General features: G+C 73.5%; 7 protein-coding genes. 5 read left to right on the top strand and 2 right to left on the bottom strand.

Features of this window, described 5'->3' with window-relative positions; genetic code table 11:
• From E2E34_RS27545 to E2E34_RS27530, 4 genes are all read left to right on the top strand, one after another.
• The coding region (locus E2E34_RS27545; RefSeq protein ID WP_138904603.1) for a bifunctional 3'-5' exonuclease/DNA polymerase at positions 1 to 1,644 on the top strand (1,644 nt) is incomplete at its 5' end.
• Positions 1,645 to 1,802: 158 nt separating this feature from the next.
• Positions 1,803 to 2,213 carry a DUF6479 family protein gene (locus E2E34_RS27540; RefSeq protein ID WP_244316164.1) on the top strand — a complete coding sequence of 137 codons (411 nt, stop codon included), beginning with the start codon at positions 1,803 to 1,805 and terminating at the stop codon, positions 2,211 to 2,213.
• A gap of 70 nt (positions 2,214 to 2,283) precedes the next feature.
• On the top strand, positions 2,284 to 3,225 hold the full coding sequence (locus E2E34_RS27535; RefSeq protein ID WP_138904602.1) for a cytochrome P450: 942 nt from the start codon (positions 2,284 to 2,286) through the stop codon (positions 3,223 to 3,225).
• Between the two features lie 94 nt (positions 3,226 to 3,319).
• On the top strand, positions 3,320 to 4,135 hold the full coding sequence (locus E2E34_RS27530; protein WP_138904601.1) for a VOC family protein: 816 nt from the start codon (positions 3,320 to 3,322) through the stop codon (positions 4,133 to 4,135).
• A gap of 162 nt (positions 4,136 to 4,297) precedes the next feature.
• On the opposite strand, the gene E2E34_RS27525 is transcribed toward E2E34_RS27530, so the two are convergent.
• Positions 4,298 to 5,629, bottom strand: coding sequence for an FtsX-like permease family protein (locus E2E34_RS27525; RefSeq protein WP_138904600.1), 1,332 nt, complete (start codon positions 5,627 to 5,629; stop codon positions 4,298 to 4,300).
• Between the two features lie 3 nt (positions 5,630 to 5,632).
• On the bottom strand, positions 5,633 to 6,430 hold the full coding sequence (locus E2E34_RS27520; protein ID WP_425573322.1) for an ABC transporter ATP-binding protein: 798 nt from the start codon (positions 6,428 to 6,430) through the stop codon (positions 5,633 to 5,635).
• 251 nt (positions 6,431 to 6,681) lie between these two features.
• Between E2E34_RS27520 and E2E34_RS27515 the strand changes: the two genes are divergently transcribed.
• Positions 6,682 to 7,960 (top strand): Gfo/Idh/MocA family protein (locus E2E34_RS27515; protein ID WP_138904598.1); only part of this gene is annotated, 1,279 nt, incomplete at its 3' end.

Below are 7,960 nucleotides of genomic sequence, written 5' to 3'. Positions count from 1 at the left end.
CCGCTGGGGCGGGACGGGCGGCCGGCCGGCGACGTGCTCAAGGAGCCCGACCTCGTGACGGCGGTCGGCTCCAGGCCCGGGGTCGGGCGGTGGGTGTGGCGCTCCACCGCCGAGATCTACCCCCGGCTGCTGGCCGCGGGCGTGCGCGTGGAGCGGTGCTACGACGTGGAGGACGCGGAGTCGCTGCTGCTCGGCCACGAGGGGCGCCACGGCGAACCGCGCTCCGCGGCAGCCGCCTGGGCACGGCTGCACGACCGGCCCGTACCGCCCGACCCCCCGCAGCGCGCCGCCGAGCCCGGCTCGCAGTCGTCGCTGTTCGAACCGCAGCCCGTCCCGGTGCCGTTCGAGGACCTGCTGGAGGTGTACGCGGACCAGCAGCGCAGGCACGGTGCGGCGGAGCACCCCGACCGGATGCGGCTGCTGACGGCCGCGCAGTCGGCGGGGATGCTGGTGGCCGCCGAGATGAACGGGGCGGGGCTCCCGTGGCGGGCGGACGTGCACCGGGCGGTGCTGGAAGAACTGCTCGGCGAGCGGTACGCGGGCGGCGGCGACCCGCGCCGCATGGCCGAGCTGACGGACGAGATCTCGGCGGCCTTCGGGCGGCGGGTGCGGCCCGAACTGCCCGCCGACGTGATCAGGGCTTTCGCGCAGGCCGGGATCAAGGTCCGGTCCACCCGGCGGTGGGAGCTGGCCGAGGTCGACCATCCGGCGGTGGAGCCGCTCATCGCGTACAAGAAGCTGTACCGCATCCACACCGCGCACGGCTGGGGCTGGCTCCAGGACTGGGTGCGCGCGGGCCGGTTCAGACCCCAGTACCTGCCCGGCGGGACCATCACGGGCCGGTGGGTCACCAACGGCGGCGGCGCCCTCCAGATCCCGAAGGTGATCCGGCGCGCGGTGATCGCGGACGAGGGCTGGCGGCTCGTGGTCGCCGACGCGGACCAGATGGAGCCGCGCGTCCTGGCCGCGATCTCGCGCGATCCGGGGCTGATGGAGGTGGCGGGGCAGCCCGGCGACCTCTACAAGGCGGTGTCGGACCGGGCGTTCTCCGGTGACCGCGAGAAGGCGAAGCTCGCCGTGCTCGGCGCGGTGTACGGGCAGACCTCCGGGGACGGCCTGAAGAACCTCGCGGCGCTGCGAAGACGTTTCCCGCGCGCCGTCGCGTACGTGGACGACGCGGCGCGCGCGGGCGAGGAGATGCGGCTCGTACGGACGTGGCTGGGGCGGACCTGCCCGCCGGCCGCCGGGGCCGGCGACGACGGGGAGGCCGGCATCCCCCAGGACGACGGCCCGCCCCCGCGGGAGGGAGGCGACGGGGAGGTCACGCCCGGCTACGCGTCGACGAACGCGCGCGCCCGGGGCCGCTTCACCCGCAACTTCGTGGTGCAGGGCAGCGCGGCCGACTGGGCGCTGCTGATGATGGCGGCGCTGCGGCAGAGCCTGCGGGCGGCGGGTCTGCGGGCGGAGCTGGTGTTCTTCCAGCACGACGAGGTCATCGTGCACTGCCCCGCCGAGGAGGCGCCGGCCGTGGCGGAGGCGATCCGCGCGGCCGGTGAACTGGCCGGGCGGATCGCCTTCGGCGAGACGCCGGTGCGCTTCCCCTTCACGACGGCCGTCGTGGAGTGCTACGCCGACGCCAAATGACGGCGCGGGGCGCTCGGCGGGCGTGATCCGGCGTACGCGGCGGGGCGGGGCGTCGTCGCAGGCCGTCGTCGCAGGCCGGCGGTGGTGCGGTGGGCGTGCGGAAATGTTTCACCTGTCCGGCCGCTCATGACTCGGGCACCGATGGGTACCCGCCGCGCATGAGCGCAATCCAGAGCACAAGCCCGAGCGAATTCGCCGGCCTCGTGTACCCCCTGGCCGCGGACGACCATCTCGTCGGCATCGCGCCGTTCGTCGCCGGACTCGCGATCGCGGCTGCTCTGATCGCCGCCGTGTGGTGGGGCATCCGCATCAGGAACCGCGAACCGTCGCCGCCCACGCCCCAGGAGCAACCGCATCGCCCGGACGGCTCCGGCCCGCCCGAGGTGACGGAACGCCGGGAGCCCGACGAGGTGGTTCCCCCCGAAGGCGGACGCGGCCGCCTCCTCCCGCACGAGCTGCGGAACACCGGCAACGCCTCCGGCCGGCCCAGCACCGGCGACCCCGAGGACACGCCCCGGTGGAACGAGAAGTCCGGCGGTTCGTTCGGCAGCGGAGGCCCCGGCGCCTGACCACCGGCAGGCACGGCGCCGACGCGCGGGCCCAAACCGGAGACGACGCGCCGACCCGGACCGGACGCCGATGCGCGACCCGGGCCGGATGCCGACGCGCGGACCCGGACCGAACGCCGACGGTGTCGAAAGCGTCCCAGTCCAGCGGGCCGGCGCTCTTGAGCAGCTCGGCGGCCTCCTCGCGGACGGCGCGCCGGCTTGGTGGCGGATCGTACGGCGGGTCGTGCTCGGTGACGCGGCGCGCGACGACACCGCGCTCACCGACCGTCTCGTACGGCTGCGCTCCTTCGGCAACTGGGCGTTCCTGGTGCCGCGGCGCGTCACCGCCGCCTCCCGCGAGCGCTTCCTGCGCGACCTGGGCGAGTGCCTGGACCGGGCGGAGCCGGGCAGCCTCGCCGAGGCGCTCGGCCGAACGCCCGCCAAGCCGGGCGTAGACCCCGCGGGACAGGTGCCGCACTGGCTGTTCGCGTTCGACGCGGCGGGCATCGCGGCCGCGCGCGCACTCGCCCTGCTGGCCACCCATCCGGCGCAGGAGCAGCAGGTGCGCAACGAGCTGGCCATACCGGACCTGGCCCGGCCGCAGGTGCTGCCGTACACCCGGGCGTCCGTCATGGAGTCCGTACGGCTGTGGCCGACCACGCCGTTCCTGCTGCGGGAGAGCACCCGGGAGACCCGGTGGGGCGAGGGAACGCTGCCCGAGGGCACGGCGTTCCTCCTCTACACGCCGTACTTCCACCGGGACGGTTCAGCGCCGTACGCCGACCGCTTCGTGCCGGAGATCTGGCTGGACGGTACGGCGCACACCGGCCCCGAGCTCGTGCCGTTCAGCGCGGGCCCCGGCGTGTGCCCGGGCGAGGACCTCGTGCTGCTGGTCACCTCGACGCTGGTGGCCGCGCTCATGGAGCGGCACGACATCCGGCTGCGCGGGCCCGGCGGGCCGCGCTCCGGCCGGTCGCTGCCGTACACCCTCGACCACTTCGCCCTGCGGTTCTCCGCCGCCGCGCGGCCCTGAGGAGCGCCCCCAGGCGCGGGGTCTCCGAGCGGCGCTTGTCAGTGGTGGGTGACAGGCTGGATCCACGAGGATCTGCGCGACGAAAGGCAAGGTCATGATCACCACCGACTTCGTGCCCGGCTCTCCTTGCTGGATCGACCTCGGCGCCCCCGACGTCCCCGCCGCGGCCGGGTTCTACGGCGCCGTGCTCGACTGGGAGTTCCAGACCTTCGGCCCGGACGACGCACCCGACGCGGGTGACTACGGCATGTTGAAGCGGGACGGGAAGACGGTCGCCGGAATCGGGAAGCTCACCGAGGAAGGCGCCCGCTCGGCCTGGATGATCTACTTCTGTACGCCGGACGCCGACGCGACCACCGAGGCCGTGGAGCGGTCGGGCGGTACGGTCCGGGTCACCCCGATGGACGCCGACGGCGAGGGGCGGATGGCTCAGTTCACCGACCCTCAGGGCGGCCAGTTCGCCGTCTGGGAGCCGGGCTCGACCAAGGGGATGGAGGCCGCGGACCAGCCGGGCACTCTGTGCTGGACCGAGCTCTACACCACCGACTCGGCGGCCGCGAAGCAGTTCTACGGCGGGCTGTTCGGCTGGACCACCGACGACATGGAGGTCCCGGGCGGCGGCGGGACGTACTCGATGATCACCCCGGCCGGCCAGCCTCCGGAACGGATGCACGGCGGCCTCATGGAGGTCCCCGGTGAGGCACTGGCGCTGAACAGCGGCAGGCCGTACTGGCACCCAGTGTTCGCCGTCGAGGACTGCGACGCCACGGTCGCCAAGGTCACCGCGAACGGCGGCAGCGTGCTCATGGGCCCGGACGACGCCGAGGACGTCGGCCGGCTGGCCGTCTGCGTCGACCCGCACGGCGCGGACTTCGTGGTGCTCACCCCGGCCACACCGGCGTCGGCCTGAGGCGGCCGCCGCCCCACCGGCGTCACGGCCACCGGCACTCCGGCACTCCGGCACTCCGGTATGCGGCCGCGCCCTCGCGCGCAGGAGCCCGGACCGGCGCGGCGCCGGCCCGGACCCACGACCCGCGTGTGCTGCCGCGCGTCGCCCGCCGCTCCCGCGCGCTCAGGCCGCGACCGCGTCCACCGCGGGTGTGCGCAGGGTCAGGCGGGCCGTCCACAGGCTGGTGACGAGCGTCGCGGCCGCCGCGACCGCCACGATGCCGAGCCAGATGCCGAACCCCTGGCCGGGCCGGATCCCGTCCGTCCGGGCGTAGGTGAACGGGAGGATCCCCGCGAGCCCCGCGACCGTGCCGAAGAACACCCCGGTCGCGGTCAGCAGCAGTCCTTCGCAGCCGACCGTCCCGAGCACCTGGCCCGGGGTGGCCCCGGCGAGACGCTGCTGGCCGAACTCACGGCGCCGGAAGGAGGTCGCGGCGTACAGGCTGTTGATCAGCATGACGCAGGAGAAGACCACGATGACGCCGACGACCACCAGATTCAGCGTCTCCAGGTTCTTGTCGTCGACCGACCTGGTGAGACCGGCCGCCCGGATCACGTCGTTCTCGACGGCCTGCATGTAGAGCGTCGCGGTCGCCATGCCGGTGAAGAGGATCAACGGCATGAGTACGCCGGACAGTTCGGCCGCGCGTCGGCGCATGGTGTGCACCGCCAGGTGGCCGCTCCCCCCGGCGACCGCCTCGACCGGCCGCGCGAGCCGGCCCAGCACGGCCCGCAGCAGTACGGGTGAGAAGACCGCGAAGCCGGCGGCCAGCAGGATCGAGCCGTACGCCGCAGGCGCCATCGCCATGGGGTCGGTGGCGTCCAGGGCGAGCGTGCTGAGCACCGACGCGGCGCCGGCCGCCAGCGCCCCGTACCCGGCGAAGCGCCGCGCCCGGCCGCCGGACCGCCCCGCGCCGGACGCGGCCCTGGTCGCCCGGCGGACCGCCAGGAACGCCGCCCCCACCGAGGCCGAGAGCGTGACGACGAGCCCGGAGCCGAGCGCCACGGGCCCGAAGGCGTACGCCACGTCCCGCGCGACCTGGCCGCTGTCCTGGAACATCTCCAGCAGCAGCCGCCCCGCGAGCATCGAGGGCGCGATGGCGAGCAGCGCCCCCACCGGCCCCACCACCACCGCCTCACCGACGACCATCCACGTGATCTGCGCCGGCGTCGCGCCGGTGCTGCGCAGCAGGCGGATCTCCTCGGCACGCCCGCGCACGTTCACGGTGAGCGTCGAGGCGACGGCGAAGAACGCCAGCAGCGATCCGTAGCCGCCGACCACGGTCGCGGCCGTCGTCATCGACTCCGCGCTGACCTCGTCCACCCCCCGGGCCCCGGCGGTGTCGTGCAGCGAGTTGAACGTCATGACGATCGCGGCCCCCAGGAAGGCGGACAGCAGCGTCGCGACGAAGCGCCCCGGGCGGTGCCGGACCGAGTTCAAGGCCAGGACGAACACCGCTCACACCCCCGTCGGCGCGTCGTCGCGCACGCGGTCGCCCAGGTGCGCGAGCCGCTCCGCGACCGCGTCGACGGTCGGCCCGCTCAGATGCCCGGCCAGCCGGCCGTCCGCGAGGAAGAGCACGGTGTCGGCGTACGAGGCGGCCACCGGGTCGTGCGTCACCATCACCACCGTGCGGCCGTGCACCCGTACCGCTCGCTGGAGCAGCCGCAGCACCTCGCGGGCGCCGCGGGTGTCCAGCGCGCCAGTCGGCTCGTCGGCGAAGACCACGCCGGGTTCGGTCACCAGCGCCCGGGCGATGGCGACGCGTTGGCGCTGACCGCCGGACAGCTGGTCGGGGCGGTGGCCGAGCCGGTCGCCGAGACCGACCTGGGTGAGGATCTCGCGCACCCGTTCCTGGTCGACGCGGCGGCCGGCGAGCTTGAGCGGGAGGGCGGTGTTCTGCGCGACGGTGAGGGTGGGCAGCAGGTTGTACTGCTGGAAGACGAAGCCGACGCGCTGCCGCCGGAACTTCGTCAGCCGGGCCTCGGTGCCGCCGGTCATCTCCTCGCCGTCGACCACCACTCGCCCCCGGTCCGGCCGGTCGAGCCCCGCCGCGCACTGGAGCAGGGTCGACTTCCCGGACCCCGAGGGCCCCATGACGGCGGTGAAGGTGCCGGCCCCCAGGCTGAGCGTCACCCCGTCGAGCGCGGTCACGGCGCTCTGAGCCGTGCCGTACACCTTGCTGACCGATACGAGCCGCAGGGCGGTGGCCGCCCGTGGGCTGTGCTCCTGCTGCGAGCGGCGGAACATCCTCATCACTCCCTCGTGGCACCTGCTGTGCCGTCAGAAATGACGCTACGGACGCCGGAAGGCCGGGCCGATGGCCGTAGACACCGAGTGCGGGTGTACCTGGGTACACCGTCGGCCGGGCACACCCGCATCCCCGAATGCTTGATTCTGTTCGTAACACGCTTCCCGCGAGCACCTATTGACATGCAACTGGCAATCCCGCGAGAGTCGACCCCGCCAGTGAAGTGATGCCGGTCACGTATCGAGGAGCGTCTCGTATGCCCGAAATCCCCGCAGTCTCACGTCGCTTGCTCCTGGGAGGGACGCTGGCCACCGGAGCGTCGCTCGCCGCCGGGATCGGATCGGCCCAGAGCGCGGCGGCGGCGCCCACGGTCGCCGGGAGCGCCGCCGCCCTCGGCTCCGCCGAGACGCCGCGCCGCAGGCCGGGCCAGAAGTCGATGATCAACGTGCCCTTCACCCCGTACAAGACCGTGCGCGTCGGCGTGATCGGACTCGGCAACCGCGGCTCCGGCATGACCACGGGCTGGTCCGTCGTCCCCGGCTGCGTCGTGACCGCCGTCTGCGACATCCGCGCCGACCGCGCCAAGCGCACCGCCGACCAGCTGGTCGCGAAGGGCAAGCCGCGCCCGGCGGAGTTCGGCGGCTCGGCGGACTCGTACGAGGAGATGCTGAAGCGCGACGACATCGACCTCGTGTACATCGCGACGCCGTGGGAGTTCCACTACGAGCAGGGCAAGGCCGCGCTGCTGGCGGACAAGCACGTCGTCGTCGAGCTGCCCGTCGCGACGGAACTGCGCGAGCTGTGGGACCTTGTGGACACCTCGGAGCGCACCCGCAAGAACCTGATGCTGTCCGAGAACTGCAACTACGGCCGCAACGAACTGGCCATGCTCAAAGCCGCGCACGAGGGCCTGTTCGGCGACATCACCAACGGCCACGGCGGCTACCTGCACGACCTGCGCGCCCTGCTCTTCTCCAACACGTACTACACCGACTCCTGGCGCCGGCTCTGGCACACCCGCAGCACCGCGTCCTTCTACGCCATGCACGGCCTGGCCCCGATCGCGGCGGCCATGGACATCAACCGCGGCGACCGCATGACGACGCTGAAGGCGACCGCGACCGCGCCGAAGGGACTCGCCGACTACCGGGAGCGCTTCGTCCCGAAGTCCCACCCGTCGTGGAACGAGACGTACGTCAACGGCGACCTGGTGACCTGCTCGATCGAGACGGCGAAGGGCCGGACCATCAGGGCGGAGCACGACGTGAGTTCGCCCCGCCCGTACAGCCGCATCAACTCCATCGCCGGGACGCGCGGGATCTTCGAGGACTACGCGGGTACGTCGACGACCGGCGGCCGCATCTACGTCGAGCCGGACCACGGCGGCCACTCCTGGCGGGACTTCGACACGTACCGCAAGGAGTTCGACCACTGGCTGTGGAAGAAGATCGGCGACGACGCCGCGAACAACGGCGGCCACGGCGGCATGGACTACGTACTCCAGTGGCGCACGGTGCAGACGATGCGGGCGGGGC

Origin of the sequence: Streptomyces albidochromogenes, assembly GCF_005981925.1 — a bacterium.
Taxonomy (GTDB): Bacteria; Actinomycetota; Actinomycetes; order Streptomycetales; family Streptomycetaceae; genus Streptomyces; species Streptomyces albidochromogenes.
The sequence above is the reverse complement of the archived record's forward strand: the minus strand, read 5'-3'. Positions and strand labels throughout refer to the sequence as shown.